General features: G+C 43.5%; 14 protein-coding genes. 1 reads left to right on the plus strand and 13 read right to left on the minus strand.

Going from position 1 to position 17,557, the window contains the following annotated elements; translation table 11 throughout:
- Positions 1 to 19 precede the first annotated feature (19 nt).
- The 7 genes from mraY to mraZ are packed head-to-tail and all read right to left on the minus strand — an operon-like array spanning position 20 to position 7,479.
- Positions 20 to 1,102 (minus strand): phospho-N-acetylmuramoyl-pentapeptide-transferase, encoded by a 1,083-nt coding sequence (gene mraY, locus H5125_RS08820; RefSeq protein WP_011639217.1) that lies wholly within the window; start codon positions 1,100 to 1,102, stop codon positions 20 to 22.
- Positions 1,103 to 2,491: a UDP-N-acetylmuramoyl-tripeptide--D-alanyl-D-alanine ligase gene (murF, locus tag H5125_RS08825; protein ID WP_182744047.1), complete on the minus strand. Its 1,389-nt coding sequence runs from the start codon at positions 2,489 to 2,491 to the stop codon at positions 1,103 to 1,105.
- Positions 2,488 to 3,981 (minus strand): UDP-N-acetylmuramoyl-L-alanyl-D-glutamate--2,6-diaminopimelate ligase, encoded by a 1,494-nt coding sequence (murE, locus tag H5125_RS08830; protein ID WP_182744080.1) that lies wholly within the window; start codon positions 3,979 to 3,981, stop codon positions 2,488 to 2,490. The genes murF and murE overlap by 4 nt, the downstream gene beginning before the upstream one ends.
- Entirely contained in the window at positions 3,965 to 5,713 is a 1,749-nt protein-coding gene (locus H5125_RS08835; protein ID WP_101088507.1) for a penicillin-binding transpeptidase domain-containing protein, read from the minus strand. Before H5125_RS08835 ends, murE begins: the two co-directional genes overlap by 17 nt.
- An 11-nt stretch (positions 5,714 to 5,724) precedes the next feature.
- Positions 5,725 to 6,039, minus strand: coding sequence for a cell division protein FtsL (gene ftsL / locus H5125_RS08840; protein ID WP_101088508.1), 315 nt, complete (start codon positions 6,037 to 6,039; stop codon positions 5,725 to 5,727).
- A 14-nt stretch (positions 6,040 to 6,053) separates the two neighbouring features.
- Positions 6,054 to 6,995: a 16S rRNA (cytosine(1402)-N(4))-methyltransferase RsmH gene (gene rsmH, locus H5125_RS08845; protein ID WP_101088509.1), complete on the minus strand. Its 942-nt coding sequence runs from the start codon at positions 6,993 to 6,995 to the stop codon at positions 6,054 to 6,056.
- Between the two features lie 25 nt (positions 6,996 to 7,020).
- Entirely contained in the window at positions 7,021 to 7,479 is a 459-nt protein-coding gene (gene mraZ / locus H5125_RS08850; RefSeq protein ID WP_059746825.1) for a division/cell wall cluster transcriptional repressor MraZ, read from the minus strand.
- A gap of 1,152 nt (positions 7,480 to 8,631) precedes the next feature.
- On the opposite strand from mraZ, the gene H5125_RS08855 reads away from it, so the two are divergent.
- On the plus strand, positions 8,632 to 8,952 hold the full coding sequence (locus H5125_RS08855; RefSeq protein WP_101088510.1) for a hypothetical protein: 321 nt from the start codon (positions 8,632 to 8,634) through the stop codon (positions 8,950 to 8,952).
- A gap of 12 nt (positions 8,953 to 8,964) precedes the next feature.
- Here the strand turns inward: H5125_RS08855 and glpK are convergent, their stop codons facing one another.
- The 6 genes from glpK to leuA all read right to left on the minus strand — a co-directional run bounded on the left by glpK (position 8,965) and on the right by leuA (position 17,193).
- Positions 8,965 to 10,461, minus strand: a complete 1,497-nt coding sequence (gene glpK, locus H5125_RS08860; RefSeq protein WP_101088511.1) for a glycerol kinase GlpK — start codon at positions 10,459 to 10,461, stop codon at positions 8,965 to 8,967.
- A gap of 202 nt (positions 10,462 to 10,663) precedes the next feature.
- Positions 10,664 to 12,016, minus strand: a complete 1,353-nt coding sequence (locus tag H5125_RS08865) for an outer membrane protein transport protein (protein WP_101088512.1) — start codon at positions 12,014 to 12,016, stop codon at positions 10,664 to 10,666.
- A gap of 480 nt (positions 12,017 to 12,496) precedes the next feature.
- On the minus strand, positions 12,497 to 13,102 hold the full coding sequence (leuD, locus tag H5125_RS08870) for a 3-isopropylmalate dehydratase small subunit (protein WP_182744048.1): 606 nt from the start codon (positions 13,100 to 13,102) through the stop codon (positions 12,497 to 12,499).
- Positions 13,103 to 13,121: 19 nt separating this feature from the next.
- Positions 13,122 to 14,534, minus strand: a complete 1,413-nt coding sequence (gene leuC, locus H5125_RS08875; RefSeq protein WP_182744049.1) for a 3-isopropylmalate dehydratase large subunit — start codon at positions 14,532 to 14,534, stop codon at positions 13,122 to 13,124.
- Complete coding sequence (leuB, locus tag H5125_RS08880; protein ID WP_162024094.1) at positions 14,534 to 15,628, minus strand: 3-isopropylmalate dehydrogenase; 1,095 nt, start codon at positions 15,626 to 15,628, stop codon at positions 14,534 to 14,536. Before leuB ends, leuC begins: the two co-directional genes overlap by 1 nt.
- The gene (gene leuA / locus H5125_RS08885; RefSeq protein ID WP_101088516.1) at positions 15,625 to 17,193 is read right to left on the minus strand and encodes a 2-isopropylmalate synthase; all 1,569 of its coding nucleotides are present in this window, start codon (positions 17,191 to 17,193) and stop codon (positions 15,625 to 15,627) included. The genes leuB and leuA overlap by 4 nt, the downstream gene beginning before the upstream one ends.
- Positions 17,194 to 17,557: the final 364 nt, after the last annotated feature.

Genomic DNA, 17,557 nt, shown 5'->3' on the forward strand with positions numbered 1-17,557 from the left:
ACTGACCTTGATTAATTACTTAGCGTAATTTTAGAGTCGCGAGACCCAGTAACACTAAAAACAACGAGATAATCCAAAAACGCACGATTACACGCGGCTCTGGCCACCCTTTTAACTCATAGTGATGATGAATAGGTGCCATACGGAAAATTCGTTGACCACGTAACTTATACGAACCCACCTGCAATATCACCGATACCGTTTCCATCACAAACACGCCACCCATGATCACTAATAAAATCTCTTGGCGAACCAAAATAGCAATCACACCTAATGCAGCACCCAACGCTAATGAGCCTACATCGCCCATAAACACTTGTGCTGGGTAGGTGTTGAACCATAAAAAACCTAAACCTGCACCGACCATAGCCGTACACACAATCACCAATTCACCGGCTAACGGTAAATGAGGTAGGTGCAAATAACTGGCAAATTGTGCATGACCAGATAAGTAAGCGATTAATGCAAACGCAGCCGCAACCATTACGGTTGGCATAATCGCCAAACCATCTAAGCCGTCGGTTAAGTTCACTGCGTTACTGGCACCCACAATGGTGAAGTAAGCTAATAAAATAAACATAAAGCCCAGTTGCGGCATAATATCTTTAAAAAACGGCACAACTAATTGTGTTTCGCCAACCATGGTTGATGAGCTATACAAATACACTGCAACCACTAAAGCGGCAATTGACTGCAGTGCGTATTTCCAACGTGCAATTAGGCCTTTAGAATCTTTCTTAACCACTTTACGGTAATCATCAATAAAACCAATGACACCAAAACTGGCTAGTACAAATAAAGTGACTAATACATAACGATTAGATAAGTCGCCCCACAGCAGCACACTGATAAAAATGCCCGCAAGGATAAGAATTCCGCCCATTGTCGGTGTTCCACGCTTACTGAAATGTGATTCTGGACCGTCATCACGAACGACTTGACCAATTTGCAGCGTTTGCAGGTGCTTAATTAAAATCGGCCCCCACCACAAACTAAACACCAATGCAGTTAACAAGCCTAAAATAGCCCGGAACGTTACATATGAAAAAACGTTAAACCCGCTATAAAATTGGGTTAAATACTCGGCTAGATAAACCAGCATCTACACTAACTCCCCACGCCCAAAGGCATCTAATAAACTGTCCACAACTCGCTCCATAGCGGCGCTGCGGGAACCTTTAACTAAAACGGTGATATTACCTTTGGTACTTATTAACTGTTTTTGCAATGCCACGATTAATGGCTTTTGAGCACAAAAGTGTTCACTGCCAAATGCTTCACTGGTATTTGCCGACAACTGGCCGCAACAAAATAGCGACTCTATGGCTGCATTTTTAACCTGTAATCCAATGCTGGCGTGCAAAGGGGCAGCATTGTCGCCTAATTCGCCTAAATCTCCCAGCACTAAACAACGATATCCATCACGTTGCTGTAACCAATTAATCGCCGCACTTACTGACGTTGGATTAGCGTTATAGCTATCATCAATTAATAACACTCGACCAAGCTCATGGGGCTGCATACGACCCTTTACCGGTTTAAGCAAAGCAAAGCCTTGTGCGATGTCGTAAAGCGATATATCTAAAGCAATACACATAGATGCTGCAGCCAGAGCATTACTCACTTGATGCAGACCCGCCAATGGCAATCGCACCACTTCTTGCTGTCCATCAAAGGTTAATGTAAACCGATAACAACCATTGGCATCTGCCACTATGTCTGTTGCAATCACATCGGCATCGACATTCATTTCACGGCCAAAACGCAGGTGTTTGTGCCCTTGCGACTGTTGCAGCATAAAGTCTGCAAACTTGTCGTCAGCATTAATAATCGCCGTGCCATCTGGAGCAAGATGATTAAAAATTTCAGATTTAGCCTGAGCAACACCTTCCAGCGAACCAAATCCTTCAAGATGAGCATTGCCGACATTATTCACTAACGCGACTTGAGGCAGCACTAACGACGAGGTGTAATCGATCTCACCACGATGGTTTGCGCCAAGTTCAAATACCCCATATTCATCACCTTTACTTAACCGTAGCAAAGTTAACGGCACACCAATTTCGTTGTTAAAATTGCCGGCGGTAAATAACACTTGGTGATGTTGAGATAAAATAGTGGCCAGCATTTCTTTAACGCTGGTTTTGCCGTTTGACCCCGTTAACGCGACGCAAATAGGCGCCACGGTTTGGCGCACAAACGCTCCCATCTTGCCCATAGCCTTTTGGGTATCGGCAACTACAATTTGCGCAATATCGGCGGCAAAAGGATGGTCGACTAATAGATGATCGACCAACAGTGCTACTGCACCATTTTTAATCGCAGTATCAACAAAGTCATGCCCATCAAAACGCTCGCCTTTTAACGCGATAAATAAACATTGAGCTGGAATGTTGCGACTGTCAGTACTGACACTCGTAATCACTCCGTCTTGGCCGTGTAGGGTGCCATTAAGATGCTGGGCTAATACCGACATAGTGACACTAATCATGATGCCTCCTGAGACAACTTGAATGCTAAGGCGCGTTCATCATAATCAATACATTGTCCTGCCACTTCTTGATAGGTTTCATGCCCCTTGCCAGCAAGCAGTACAATATCGTCAACGTGTGCCAATGCAACAACATGGGTAATGGCTTCAATACGGTCTACTTGAGTAAGCACGTTTTGAGGCTGACTAATACCCTGTAAAATATCGTTAATAATGGTTTGTGGATCTTCACTACGGGCATTGTCACTTGTGATCATCACTTTATCTGCATATTGCTCAGCGGCTTGTGCCATCAAAGGACGCTTACCTTTGTCACGATCGCCACCGCAGCCGAATACACACCACAGAGTTCCTTTGCAGTGCAATCTTAATGCTTTTAACGCTTGCTCAATTGCATCTGGAGTATGGGCATAGTCAACAACCAAAGTCGCGCTGTTAGTAGATGAAAAACGCTCCATACGACCCGCAACAGGAACCAACAACGGCAGCACCGCCAAAATAGATGCCATTGGCTTGCCCTGTAAATACAGCACAGCTATTGCTGCCACTAGGTTAGACAAGTTAAATGCACCTAATAGCGGCGAGTTAAGCTGCACACTTACAGGAAGCCCACTATTAATCTCGACAAAATGCAATGTCGCAGTGACACCTGCATCATGATATTCAATGGCATCACAGTAAAAGTCGGCAGCAGAATTACCATGAATGCTGAATGACTTATTCTTTTCATTCGCAAGTTGGGTCAACCATTTCTCGCCCACGGCATCATCAATATTAATCACACCATGTTTTACACTAGGAAATTGAAATAAGCGTTTTTTAGCCGCAGCGTAAGAATCCATATCACCGTGATAATCTAGATGATCGCGGCTTAAATTAGTAAACACTGCTATCTCAAATGGTGCCGCTTCTACTCGTCCTTGTACTAAACCATGGCTAGACACTTCCATAGCACACAGTTCAGCGCCTTTAGCAGCAAACTCACTAAGCTGGCGCATAACCGTTATTGCATCAGCAGTCGTATTGCCGCTATCCACAAGTTGACCCCACAAACCATTACCTAATGTGCCCATCACAGCGGCTTGATGGCCAAGTAAATGGACAATTTGAGCGATAATTTGACTTACAGAAGTTTTGCCATTGGTACCGGTTATTCCAATCAAAGATAACGATTGGTTATTGGATAAGTAAAACTGAGCAGCAACGGCCGACAATTGGCGGCCTAGTTGGCAAAAAAACACTAATGGCACAGTATATTGAAGACGATCGACGATGCCATGTTCATCTGGATTATCGGTATGGATCAGTATCGCTGTTGCTCCAGCGTTAATCGCTTGAGGAATGAATACTCGACCATCGACTTTATGACCAGGTAACGCCACAAATAAACCGCCACGTTCTACGTCACGGCTGTCTAGTGTTAACCCATTAATGGATTCGCGGCCAGAGTAATGGAACCACGGCGCTAATAAATCATTTAATAACATTATTCTGCGCTCCTCGCGCAGTGGCCAAATGAACAGCCTCCTGCTCTGAAATTGGTTCTACATTAAGCATTTGCAAAGCACCTGACATAATTTTAGCAAAAGCAGGGCCGGCAACATCGCCACCGTAATATTTGTCGCCTTTGGGTTCATTAATCACAACTGAAATAGCCAAGCGTGGTTTATGAACCGGAGCTACACCAGCAAATAAAGCGACATAATCATCGCCATACCCCCCAGCAACGGCTTTACGGCTTGTACCTGATTTACCTGCAACGGGGTAACCATCAATATGTGCTTTGGTTCCTGTGCCTCCCGTTTCAGTCACCCCAACGAGCATTTCCATTACGTCATAGGCGACTTTATTTGAAATAACTTGCTCGCCTTTAGGTGGCTGTCTCAGCTTTAAAATCGATACTGGATAAAGTATTCCACCACTGCCTAGCGTGGCGTACATACGTGCAATTTGTAATGGTGTCGCGGTAAAGCCATAACCAAAAGACAAGGTGGCACGTTCAAAGTCAGACCAACGATGGCGATTATGAATTAATCCGGCACTTTCACCGGTTAAATTAATCCCCGAATAATTACCTAATCCCATGGATTGGTATGTACCGAGTAATTGTTCAACAGGCATAGACAAGGACAGCTTACTAATGCCCACGTTACTCGATTTAACCAAAATTTTGGCTAACGTCATGTCACCATAGTTATTCGAATCGCGAACTTGACGTCCACCAATCCGCATCCACCCTGGTGATGTCGAGATCAATTCATTTACTTTCACTGTGCCGGAATCTAGAGCCGCTGCAACAACAAAAGGTTTAATAGTAGACCCGGGTTCAAATGTGTCAGTTAAGGCACGATTACGCATACGGTGAGGCTGTAAATTATCTCGGGCATTGGGATTATATGAAGGCGTATTTACCATCGCTAGCACTTCGCCAGTGGTCACATCGATGACCACCACAGACCCTGAAGTCGCTTGGTATACTTCTGTCGCACGTTTCAATTCACGATATGCCAACTGCTGAATACGTTGATCGATACTGAGCACTAAATCGTTAGAGCTTTCGCCTTCTTGCACGATATCTAAACGCTCAACCACACTGCCATCACGGGCTTTACGTACTTTTTGCTTAGAAGGTGTTCCTGTTAACCAAGTATTATAAGTATTTTCGATGCCTTCAATGCCCACATCATCGATATTAGTGATACCAATTAACTGTGCAGCCGTTTCACCAGCAGGATAGTAACGACGGGATTCTGATTTAAGGTAAATACCACCAATTTTAAGCTGCTCAATATAGTCAGCAACAGCAGAGGTCACTTGACGTTTAAGATATACAAAGCGCTTTTTAGGATTGTTTTTGACTTTTCTGACCAATACATCGACAGGTTCCTGCAGAACATCAGCAAGGGCTTGCCAACGTCGCATGTCTTTAAATGCATCTTGATCATGAGCATGTTTAGGATCAGCCCACACAGCCCGCACAGGAACACTAACCGCGAGCATATCGCCATTACGATCGGTGATTAAGCCTCGCTGAACTTGATTGCTGGTTGTGCGTAATGTGCGCATATCACTTTCGTGACGCAGTTTATCTGGCTCAATAATTTGAATATAGGCCGCACGTGCAACTAGACTGCAAAATAATAACAAAACGAACCCCACCACAACGTATAAACGCCATGGAATAAGTTCGTGACCTAATTTTTGCTTTGCTTGTCTAGCCATATTCCCTATGCTCACTGGACTCGAATGATAACTTCCTCCTTAGGAAGCGGCCGAGACATATTTAATTCTTTGGTTGCCATCCGAGTCACACGACTGTGCTCTGATTGCGATTGTTCTTCTAATAATAGGTTTCGCCATTCAATATCTAAGCGATCTTGCTCTTGTAGAAGTTGATCCCATTGAGTAATCAACTTACGTGTTACATGGCTGGTATAAACGACGGCTACGCCATTCATCACAACCAAAATACTCAACAGCAATACCCACTTGTGGTGCCAAATGTCATGTAACACAATCCGAGGCAAATTTAATGGTGATTGGCTCACATTACCCTCAGTGGTTAATAATCCAGACGTTCGGCAACTCGTAATACTGAGCTACGCGCACGTGGATTTTGCTCTAATTCTGCATCAGAAGGCTTTAGTGCCTTACTAACCGCCTTTAATTTGCGCGATTTATTAAGCTCTGCTTCCATGATAGGCAATCCATATGGCACGCTTTCAGCTTGGCTATGGCGGCGAATGAAACGCTTAACCATACGGTCTTCTAACGAATGAAAACTGATCACCGATAGACGTCCTTGAGGTGCTAATACCGCTAATGCGCCTTCAAGTGCTTGATCGATTTGTTCTAATTCACTGTTAATATAAATACGAATAGCCTGGAACACCCGTGTTGCAGGATGCTTATTACGCTCTTTGTTTTTAGTGATGCGCGCGATTAAATCGGCTAAATCTTTGGTACGCAAAAAAGGTGTTTTTTCGCGATCGGCAGCGATACAACGTGCAATGTGACGCGAATTTTTTTCTTCACCGTAGGTTTTAAATACCCATGCCATGTCTTCAATTTCAGCACGCGCTATCCACTGAGCTGCAGTTTGCCCTTGGCTATTGTCCATGCGCATATCGAGTGGACCATCACGTAAAAAACTAAAGCCACGCTCTGCATCGTCTAGCTGTGGTGATGACACGCCAAGATCAAGCAATACGCCGTTGATCTTACCGGTTAATCCAAGCTCCTCTACATACTCGGCTAATTGGCCAAAGCCACCGTGTACGATTTGAAAACGTGGATCATCTGCAAACTGTTTTGCAGCTTCAATGGCTTGCGGATCACGATCAATTGCAATTAAACGACCATTTTCGCCTAAATGGCTTAATACATGACGCGAATGCCCACCTCGGCCAAACGTGCCATCAATGTAGATGCCATCACTTTGGATATTGAGACCATCAACGGTCTCATTCAATAATACTGATAAATGGGCAAACTCTTGGCTCATTGGGTTCTTCTAACCTTTTTGGTCATTACAGTGAAAAGTGTGCCAAGCGTTCATTGCTGGCTAAATCTTGGCTTTGAATGAGCGCATTGCCATCATCCATTTGTTGCTGCCAAGCACTCTCTTCCCATAATTCAAATTTATTCAGTAAGCCCACCAGCATGGTTTTCTTTTCTAAACTGGCGAAACTTCGCAATGCCGGCGGAATCACAATACGTCCGTGGCTGTCTAGTTCACAATCTTGTGCGTGACCTAGTAATTTTCGTTTAAAGGAACGCTCAAGTGGATCGGTATCAGAAAGCAATCTTAGCTTTGCTTCAATCTGCTCCCATTCATGTAACGGATAAATCAACAAACAAGCAGCGTCAATATCAACGGTCATAATCACAGTACCGGCATGCTCCACACGTAACGCATCACGGTATCTCGCTGGAATAGCGATCCGCCCTTTAGCATCCATGTTGATTGCACTGGCACCACGAAACACGTTATTTAGCCCTTAATGTTGTCATTTGATCCACAATGATCCACTTCTTCCCACAAATGCTAAGTTTAGGGACTCTATGCAAGTGTTGTCAAGCAATGGACAGATATATTAAATCCAGACCCCAAGCGGGTTAGCAGCAAATTAATATCAAGCGGGATGAATGACAGAGCTGTCATAGGAAAACAGCTAAAAATCAGGGTAAATGAGTTAAACCAGAGACATAACGGTCACTTTATCGGCTAAAATAGACTCGCGATCTTTTTAATTAATGTTATTTAATCGTTCGAATGCTCCATCTTTACCTCGTAATATTGCTCAACAGCTCAATTTTAAGCACATTAAAAATCAACAAATAGTCGACTGAGTCGATTTTCTACGTTTAAAAAAGCTCTTTATTTTATGCTTATGCCTGTCGAGTATCTTCAATATCAGCATTATTGAGACGAAAAAACCTCTCTATTCACCTTCTGTATCGTATTGCTCAGGTAAATTGCCTAGCTAAATAACACTGCTAAATAACACTGCTAAATAACGCTGCTAAAACAACTTTTGATCATTAGGTTACTGCTAAACATCATCTGCTAAACATCGATTACTAAGCATCAATGGCTAAGTATTAACGACCAAAAATCGATTGCAGAACATCACGGTGTATAACATTAACCCTGCATGTTGAGGGCAAGCATTTTATCAATTCATCTCGCAATCACAGTTAATTATTCTTAATGCCTTAATGGGATGTACGGTGATGATGACTCAACAATAAACAGTTAAAAGCAGTGTTATCACTTAAGAAATTACGCTACAGCGATATCGATCTGCTCAACGCTGTGTCCTGTTAACTTCGTTGCATTAATAGGCAATAGATAAGCTATTGACGCGGAAATACGCCTTTAGAGGTCGTAAATGGGAAAACATCGCGACGTTAACGTTATTCTATTGCCCTTGGTACATCATTGAATAACTGATAAAAATAATGAAATGAGCATAATTGATAACACCCATACCAACAGGGAGCCAGTCAACCAAGAGTATGAAAGAGGTAATTAAACGATCCAAAATCTAAATAAGATTAAATTTTAATCAAATTAAGCCGATAAACAGTTATGATGATAAACATCCAGCTTCATTTCACCATCACAGGAGAGCAACATGAGTATCGACAGCATTTATGCCATGCTAGCTAGACCTGTACAGGCAGTGAGTGAGCGTAAGAGGATTGTTGAACAAGTCAAACATACCAGTGCGATAAGTGCAGACAGCCACGAGGCGCCTCAGTCACAATTACCCCCCAGCATTACTCATAAAATGCCGATTCAACGGCAGGAAGCGCCACGTCAAGAAAGACGCGCCAAACCTAGAACGGTTAATGAGAAAAAAAATCTAGGTAGCCGAATGAGGCGAATGAAAACGGATAAGCGATTCTCCACTCGGGGAGAAACCGCTAGTCAGCTTATTGATATTGAAGTGTAATATTTACTTCGTTTACCCAACGTCACCATTAGGGCTCACTTGAGATACAGCTTTCTGCCAGCCCTTATATAAGGTGGCACGAGTCTCTATATCCATTGTTGAGGTAAACTCCCGCTCGGTAGACAGCATGGTTTTTAATTCATCGGTCGACTTCCATACACCAACAGCCAAGCCAGCGAGGAATGCAGCTCCCATCGCAGTGGTTTCTGTTACTTGCGGACGAATAACCGTTACCCCAGTAATGTCGGCTTGAAATTGCATTAAAAAGTCATTCGCTACCGCACCACCATCCACTCGAATTTGTGTTAGCGGTACATTAGAGTCTTTGCTCATAGCATCAAGCACATCACGAGACTGGTATGCAATTGCTTCTAATGCTGCGCGAATAATATGATTCCGATTGGCTCCCCGGGTTAAACCAATAATGGCACCTCGGGCATCGGCATCCCAATAAGGCGCACCTAAACCCACAAATGCAGGCACCAAGTAAACGCCATTAGTGTCGTCTACTTTGTCGGCAAAATATTGGGTGTCACAAGCATCGGCAATAAGACCTAACTCATCACGCAACCACTGAATGACCGCGCCGCCCATAAATACCGAGCCTTCTAGGGCATAATTCACCTTTGTATCAGCGCCAATAGCAATGGTCGTTAATAACCCATGGGTAGACTCTACCGCTTTGTCACCCGTGTTCATTAACAAAAAACACCCTGTGCCATAAGTATTTTTAGCCATCCCAGGCTCAATGCACAATTGGCCAAATAACGCCGATTGTTGATCGCCAGCCATGCCCGCTACAGGAACATGATTGCCAGCCAATTCGGTATAGCCGTATATTGCGCAAGACGGTTTCACGTCAGGTAACATTGCCCGAGGGATGTTAAACAGATCAAGCAACTCTTGGTCCCACTGCTGGTCATGAATGTTAAATAACATGGTCCGAGATGCATTAGTCGGTTCGGTCACATGGACTTCACCTTGTGTGAGTTTCCACACCAACCAGGTGTCAACGGTGCCAAACAATAAATCACCGGCTTCGGCTTGTTCACGAGCGCCTTCAACATTGTTTAAAATCCACTCAACTTTTGACGCCGAAAAATATGGATCTAGTACCAGCCCAGTTTTCTGGCGCACCATATCTTCAGCACCTTGTGCTTTATGATGTTGGCATATTGCCTGGCTGCGGCGACATTGCCATACAATTGCATTACATACAGGCTTACCTGTGTGCTTGTTCCAGACAATCGTGGTTTCGCGTTGATTAGTAATCCCTATCGCGGCAACATCATGACGGCTAATGCCCGCGCGAGTTAGCACTTCAACCAAAACTGAACTTTGTGAAGACCATATCTCCATCGGATCATGCTCTACCCACCCCGCTTGCGGATAATGTTGAGTAAATTCACGATGTGCTACGGCGACAATATTCGCTTGATGATCAAACACAATGGCACGAGAACTTGTAGTGCCTTGATCTAACGCGACAATGTATTTTTTTGCAACCATCTGATTTCCTATATCATTTTGTCATTATTATTTTTATATGATTTATCTGCTTAATAAGCCAATGTGACATCGTACATCGACATATAAAATTAATGCAAGTAATTGTCACCCGTTCACAGAAAACATCATCATTTTACTGTAGATCAGAAATAAAAAGGCCTCGCAACTGCGAGGCCTTAAATATCAACACTAGCAGAGCTTATTACATCTTATAGCTTAACTGCACACCTGTTAACCATACATCACCGGTGGCTTCACCAGTGAAGCTAACCGCTGCAAGATCTTGTAGGCCCTGAGTCTCTGTAATGGGTGCGTCACCATAAGTGCGAATGTAAGTCACACCCACATCAACATTCAAATTTTTAGAGACTTGATAACCGGTACCCACACTGAACCATAAACGGTCAGAATCTGGAATGGTCGTGGTGCGATGCTGATCATCAACCGCAGTTGTATCTAATGCCATACCTGCACGTAATGTCCACTGGTCATTAAGGGTATAGGTGGTACCAAGCGCATAACGCCAGTTATCTTTAAAGTTTTCTTCTTTTACTACGTCTGACTCTAAGCCACCTACTGGCTTAACATCACCAGGGAAATACGCCACTAGTTGCTCAAACACACTCCATTCGGTCCAATTAACACTGGCATGCATTGCCCAGTTTTCGGTTAACTGGTGATAAGAAGCAAGTTCTGCAAATGCAGGTAACTCAATAGGTAAGTAGCCTTCGATTTCAATATTTTGACCACCGTTATAAGCCACACCAGACACATGACCGTCTAATTTAAGATCGACACTACTGTGATAAGCCAAACCGATACGGTTAGCTGAGTTAATTTGCCAGCTCGCGCCCGCTTTCCATCCATAACCAACATCATCACCTTCCATTGACTTTAAATTTGTACCACCTGAAGGTAAGCGTGCATTGATGCTTGCAGGTAAATTAGGATTAGCTTTAATCGCATCAATCCAACCTGGAGCGGTTGCACTAACTTCACCTTCACCGTACACAACACGTAAGCCAGCACCTACAGTGAATGAGTCATCAATGCGGAAAGCAACATTGGGATTAAACTCGACAGTGGTAATTGAGGTTTTACTGCCAAAAATAGCCGCTGCATCCGCTACCGGAATATCTGTCGCTAAACCATAATTTGAATTAACCGCTAGACCCCAAGTCCATTGATCATTCAACTGGTTTGAATAATAAAAGTTTGGCACAAATGCATTATCAGCAACATCATATGCGTCAGCACCAATCACTAATGGCTCTGAGCCTAATAACGGTGAAGAAATGCCGACATCACCAACCACATCAACATTTGGCATAACATAAATGCCACCCGCTGATACTTGGCGGCCTTCTAGATAAGCTAGCATGGCTGGATTACGCGCTTGAGTTGACGCATTGTCTGCAATAGCCGCTTCACCAGCAAATGCACGGCCTAAACCTGTTGCTGAATATTCTGCAAGTTGAAAACCTGCCGCGTTCACTTGAGTTGTTGCCCCAAATACAATGGCGCTAATCGCCAGTGTTAACACTGTTTTTTTCATTATGATTCTCTGTGTCTTAGTTTCAAACTGCATAAATCGACTTTTATAGAGCAAAAACTCGATTTAAATGAAGCCGCCAGTGTACTGATCCAAAAAAGCTTTGCAACTGCGTAAAGAGACGGAACAAGAAGTGAGTGATTGAATTTAAAATTGTGATCATGATCAAACTTTTAATTTTCAGCTATAAAAAAGAAACTAAAAGCGGTATAGCTGTAAACTGATTTAACATCACATAAGGAAAAGTTATTTTTTATCATTTAAAAACATTAGGTTAAATAACTTTATATGGCACACTAGTGAGCTTAAATAATTAACGATATTCATCTAAAATAAGTCCACCCAGTACTTATATTACAAAATAGTGACATAAAAACGTTTACAATTAAAAACAAAAAAACCTCTTGATGACATCATCAAGAGGCTGTTAATTTATAGTTCATGCTATTTAAACGGTACTCTCAAACATTCCGAAATAGCCGATTATGCGAACCAGGCAGGTATGTGAGTTTCATAATCACTGATTTGTTGTTCAAATGACAACGTCAAACCAATCGCATCAAGACCATTCAATAACTTATGTCGAGCAGACTCCACTATAGTGAAATCAAACACGCTTCCTGAAGGTGACGTAACTGTGAGAGCTTGTAAATCAACGGTAATTTTTGCTCCCTCATTGGCTGCCACTTCATCCATTAATTGTTGTACTTGTGCCGATGTTAATTTAACGGGTAACAGACCGTTATTAATCGAATTACCGTAAAAAATATCGGCAAACGTCGGCGCGATGATCACTCTAAAGCCAAAATCAGCTAGTGCCCATGGCGCATGCTCGCGCGACGATCCACAACCAAAGTTTTCTTGTGCTAATAAAATAGAAGCGCCTTTAAAACGTGGCTGATTAAGTACAAAATCAGGATTAGGCTGATCGCCAACGTCATCCAAGTAACGCCAATCATGAAATAAGTGCACACCAAAACCGTCACGGGTGACTTTAGACAAAAATTGCTTAGGAATAATCTGATCGGTATCGACATTAGCGCTATCAATGGCTACCGCTAAACCGGTATGGGCAGTAAATGCTTGCATGTTTATCTCCTCTCTCGGTTTAGTAAGGTTTGCGAATATCAACAAAGTGACCAGCTACTGCTGCAGCGGCTGCCATAGCAGGGCTCACCAAATGAGTACGACTACCACGACCTTGACGGCCTTCGAAGTTACGGTTACTGGTTGATGCACAACGATCGCCAGCTTCTAAACGGTCATCATTCATCGCTAAACACATCGAGCAACCTGGTAAACGCCATTCAAAACCAGCTTCAATAAAGATTTTATCTAAACCTTCTGCCTCTGCCTGTAACTTCACTTGGCCAGAACCAGGTACCACAATCGCCACAACACCCTCTGCAACTTTACGGTTTTTAGCGTGCACAGCAGCGGATCGTAAATCTTCAATACGCGAGTTAGTACAAGAGCCAATAAACACTTTATTGATGCTAATGTCAGTCATCTTAGTGCCAGGCGTCAGGCCGATATACTCTAAGGCTTTAATCATACTGGTGCGATTGGTGCTGTTGGTTTCAGTTTCTGGATTAGGTACTACACCATCAATCGCAACGACTTGACCAGGGTTAGTGCCCCAGGTTAACTGCGGCGCAATATCGTTGGCATCTAATACCACTTCGACATCAAACACAGCATCTGCGTCAGATTTAAGCTCAGACCATGCTGCAACAGCTTGTTCCCACATTGCATCTTTAGGCGCAAATTCACGACCTTTAAGATAGTTAAATGTGGTTTCATCAGGCGCAACCATGCCAGCTTTAGCGCCCATTTCAATGGCCATATTACATAAGGTCATGCGGCCTTCCATGGTTAATGCTTCAATGGCTTCACCACAAAACTCAACCACGAAACCTGTACCACCATCCATGCCAAGCTTACCGATAATCGCTAACACGATATCTTTAGCCGTCACGCCATCGGTTACTTTGCCACGCACTTCAACTTTCATATTCTTGGCTTTTAACTGACGTAGTGTCTGGGTTGCCAACACATGCTCAACTTCTGATGTGCCAATACCAAATGCTAACGCACCAAACGCACCATGGGTCGCGGTGTGAGAATCACCACACACAATCACAGTACCGGGTAAGGTAATCCCCAGCTCTGGCCCCATTACATGAACAATGCCTTGATTAGGATGATGAATGTCATACAAGCGCACGCCAAACTCTTTACAATTCTGTGCCAGTGTTTCAACTTGAGTACGCGCCATTGGGCTTAACGCATCTAAACTGGCGCTGCGCGTTGAGGTGTTGTGATCCATCGTGGCAAAGGTTTTTTGTGGCGCGCGGAGTTTACGCCCTGCCACTTTTAAACCGCTAAATGCTTGTGGTGATGTGACTTCATGGACTAAATGACGATCAACATACACAACTGGCGCTTCACCTTCTGGGCTGGCAACAATGTGTGAGTCCCACACTTTTTCATATAAGGTTTTACTTGTCACTTGGGCCATTACACACCTTCCTTTATTGCCTGGGTGATAAAGTCACCCATTTGCGCTGTCGACTTAGCTTCGCTGCGTTTGTCTGCAGCCAATAATTCACCGGTTAGATAACCACTTGCCAATGCTTTTGTCACTGCACGTTCAATAGCGCTTGCCGCCTCTTCTTGCTTTAGGCTGTGACGTAACATTAATGCAGCAGATAAAATTTGTGCTACCGGATTAGCAATACCTTGGCCAGCAATATCTGGCGCACTGCCACCGGCAGGTTCAAATAAGCCAAAACCAGAGCTATTCATGCTTGCCGAAGACAATAACCCCATAGAGCCAGTTAACATGGCAATTTCGTCTGATAAAATATCACCAAACAAGTTAGAACATAACATCACATCAAACTCATCAGGACGACGTAATAGCTGCATAGTCGCGTTATCAATATAGATGTGTTCTAAAGTGACATCCGGAAAGTCTTTAGCAACTTCCTCTACCACTTGGCGCCATAATACTGAACAGGCTAATACGTTGGCCTTGTCTACCGAAGTCACCTTATTTTTACGTCCACGCGCGGCTTCAAAAGCAATACGAGCAATACGACTAATTTCGCGACGGCTATAACGCATGGTATCAAAGGCTTCTTCATCATCTCCTTCACCTTGGCGCCCTTTCGGCTTACCAAAGTAAATACCACCAGTTAATTCACGGACACACAACACGTCAAAACCACGGGCTGATATATCACTACGAAGCGGTGACATATGCTCTAAGCCGTCATGTAATTTGGCTGGGCGTAAATTACAAAATAACTCAAAGTGACCACGCAAGGGCAATAATGCGCCGCGCTCAGGTTGATCGTTTGGTGGCAAATTTTCCCACTTGGGGCCACCCACACTACCAAATAAAATCGCATCAGCTGCTTCGCAGCCTTTTAAAGTCGCGTCAGGTAAAGGACAACCATGGTTATCAATGGCAATACCGCCGACATCAAATTCGGTGTATTGAATATCCAGCCCAAAACGTGTCTCAACAGCACTGAGCACTTTACGCGCTTCAGCCATCACTTCAGGACCAATACCATCACCCGACAAAACTGCTATTTGATAACTCATACGCCGCCTAACTCCCTTTCTTTATGGATCTGTTGTTTAAAGTCAGCCACTTTATCTGCGCGGTACACTAAGTTCATCACATGTACTAACGCTTGAGCTGATGCTTCGACGACGTCTGTGGCTAAGCCAACGCCGTGGAACATTTGTTCATTATATTTTGCGGTAATATCAACTTGCCCAAGCGCATTTTGACCTTCGCCTTTCGCGCTTAACTTGTAATTAGTGATATTAATTTTACGCTCTGTTGCGCGTGCAATAGCATTGTATGCTGCATCAACAGGACCATTGCCCGTAGCAGCCTCAGTAATATCGTTGCCATCAACCGCAATACGTACCGTGGCAGTGGCGACACCTTCAGTCGAATCAGAATGCACCATCATGTGCTGAAGCTGGTACTTATCGTCATCTTGCGCTTGCGACTCCATGAATACCAATGCTTCTAAATCATAATCGAACACTTGGCCTTTTTTATCTGCTAAGGTCAAAAACTGCTCGTAAAGACTGTCCATGTCATAGTCAGTTTGTTGGTAACCCATTTCTTCCATGCGATGTTTAATCACATGGCGACCAGAGCGTGAAGTCATGTTCAAATTATTACGGTTTAAGCCAATACTTTCTGGTGTCATGATCTCGTAAGTATTTTTGGCTTTAAGCATACCGTCTTGATGAATGCCCGATGAATGAGAAAATGCATTAGTTCCCACAATCGCTTTATTGGCTTGGATCGGCATATTACATAATTGACTCACTAGCGATGAGGTGCGGTGAATTTCTTTGGCATTAATACCACAGTCTAAATCTAACAAATCTTTGCGAGTTGCAATAATCATGGCGATTTCTTCTAACGAACAGTTACCGGCACGTTCACCAATACCATTAATAGTACATTCAACTTGGCGGGCGCCCATTTCAACTGCAGCAATTGAATTGGCCACCGACAAGCCTAAATCATCATGACAATGAACCGAGATAACGGCTTGATCGATATTAGGAACCCGATTAAATAAGGTTTGAATAATGCCACCAAACTCGCTTGGCACTGTGTAACCTACGGTGTCAGGAATATTAATGGTACGAGCACCGGCTTTAATCGCCGCCTCAACCATACGACATAAATTATCGATTGGTGTGCGACCAGCATCTTCACATGAAAACTCAACGTCATCTGTAAATCGTCTGGCGTATTTAACCGCATTAACGGCCATCTCTAATACATCATCAAAAGAGCGCTTTAATTTACTTTCAACATGAATGGTCGAAGTAGAGATAAAGGTATGAATTCGAAATTGATCGGCAACCGACAAAGCCTGGGCTGCAGCATCGATGTCTTTTTCAAGTGCACGAGATAGCGCACACACACGGCTGTTTTTAATGGTTTTAGCAATGGTCTGCACCGATTTAAAATCGCCCGGAGAAGAAACAGGAAAACCCACTTCCATTACATCTACACCTAAACGCTCTAGAGCCAACGCAATTTGTAGCTTTTCTTTAACGGTTAAACTGGCTGCTAATGCTTGCTCACCATCACGTAAGGTAGTATCAAAGATTATGACTCTATTGGACATCGAATTTCTCCATCGACCATCATGTTTATTTGAATTAGCTGCGAGGTACACAACGGCTTCATTTCAAAAGGGCTAAAAAAAAACCCCGCGACAATTAGCGCGGGGTTTGTGTATGTTTAATGAATTATTTTACATGTAACACAAAGGACTCCGCGCAGGATATGCGTGAGAGGAGGAGGAGTCCGAGTAAAGCTGATTGTGTATTCATGACGTTAGTATTCACTTTTAATAACTAATTATGCTAAATGATTGACGTACAAAATATGTCTATGCCTAATATGTAACGCGACCAGCCGTCTGTGTCAACCCTAATTTGGTCAACGTGAAAAAGATGATAGCGTACTAGTGCTTCATTACAGTTAAC

It is taken from the genome of Shewanella sp. SR44-4 (assembly GCF_014163715.1).
Classification (GTDB): domain Bacteria; phylum Pseudomonadota; class Gammaproteobacteria; order Enterobacterales; family Shewanellaceae; genus Shewanella.

Excerpts from the sequence above, each read along its gene's own strand:
- mraY (WP_011639217.1), bottom strand. The coding sequence starts at position 1,102 with ATGCTGGTTTATCTAGCCGAGTATTTAACCCAATTTTATAGCGGGTTT.
- murF (WP_182744047.1), bottom strand. The coding sequence starts at position 2,491 with ATGATTAGTGTCACTATGTCGGTATTAGCCCAGCATCTTAATGGCACC.
- H5125_RS08835 (WP_101088507.1), bottom strand. The coding sequence starts at position 5,713 with ATGGCTAGACAAGCAAAGCAAAAATTAGGTCACGAACTTATTCCATGG.
- rsmH (WP_101088509.1), bottom strand. The coding sequence starts at position 6,995 with ATGAGCCAAGAGTTTGCCCATTTATCAGTATTATTGAATGAGACCGTT.
- H5125_RS08855 (WP_101088510.1), top strand. The coding sequence starts at position 8,632 with ATGAGTATCGACAGCATTTATGCCATGCTAGCTAGACCTGTACAGGCA.
- glpK (WP_101088511.1), bottom strand. The coding sequence starts at position 10,461 with ATGGTTGCAAAAAAATACATTGTCGCGTTAGATCAAGGCACTACAAGT.
- H5125_RS08865 (WP_101088512.1), bottom strand. The coding sequence starts at position 12,016 with ATGAAAAAAACAGTGTTAACACTGGCGATTAGCGCCATTGTATTTGGG.
- leuD (WP_182744048.1), bottom strand. The coding sequence starts at position 13,102 with ATGCAAGCATTTACTGCCCATACCGGTTTAGCGGTAGCCATTGATAGC.
- leuC (WP_182744049.1), bottom strand. The coding sequence starts at position 14,534 with ATGGCCCAAGTGACAAGTAAAACCTTATATGAAAAAGTGTGGGACTCA.
- leuB (WP_162024094.1), bottom strand. The coding sequence starts at position 15,628 with ATGAGTTATCAAATAGCAGTTTTGTCGGGTGATGGTATTGGTCCTGAA.
- leuA (WP_101088516.1), bottom strand. The coding sequence starts at position 17,193 with ATGTCCAATAGAGTCATAATCTTTGATACTACCTTACGTGATGGTGAG.